Origin of the sequence: Prauserella cavernicola, from assembly GCF_016595675.1 — a bacterium.
In the GTDB taxonomy this organism is placed as follows: Bacteria; Actinomycetota; Actinomycetes; order Mycobacteriales; family Pseudonocardiaceae; genus Prauserella_A; species Prauserella_A cavernicola.
This window is the reverse complement of the sequence record NZ_JAENJH010000083.1, coordinates 1-284: the sequence shown is the minus strand read 5'-3', so window position 1 is coordinate 284 and position 284 is coordinate 1. Positions and strand designations below refer to the sequence as shown.

1 protein-coding gene is annotated in these 284 nt (G+C 76.1%); it reads left to right on the top strand.

Annotation, left to right across the window (positions count from 1 at the left end; genetic code table 11):
- A partial coding sequence (gene yaaA, locus JHE00_RS34800) for a peroxide stress protein YaaA (protein WP_200326457.1) occupies positions 1–284 on the top strand: 284 nt, incomplete at both ends.

Genomic DNA, 284 nt, shown 5'->3' with positions numbered 1-284 from the left:
GGGCGTGCTCTACGACGCGCTCGGCGCGGCGAGCTTCAGCAAGGCCGAACTGGCGAGGGCGGGCGGACGGCTCGCGGTGGCCTCGGCGCTGGTCGGCGTGGTGCGCGCGCACGACCCGATCCCGGCGTACCGCCTCTCGGGCGGCAGCACGATGCCCGGTTTCGGCACGCTGCGCTCGCTGTGGCGTCCGGCGCTCGAACCGGCGCTCGCCGAGGTCGAGGGACTGGTGGTGGACCTGCGCTCCGGGACGTACGCGGCACTCGCGCGGGTGCCAGGCGCGGTGA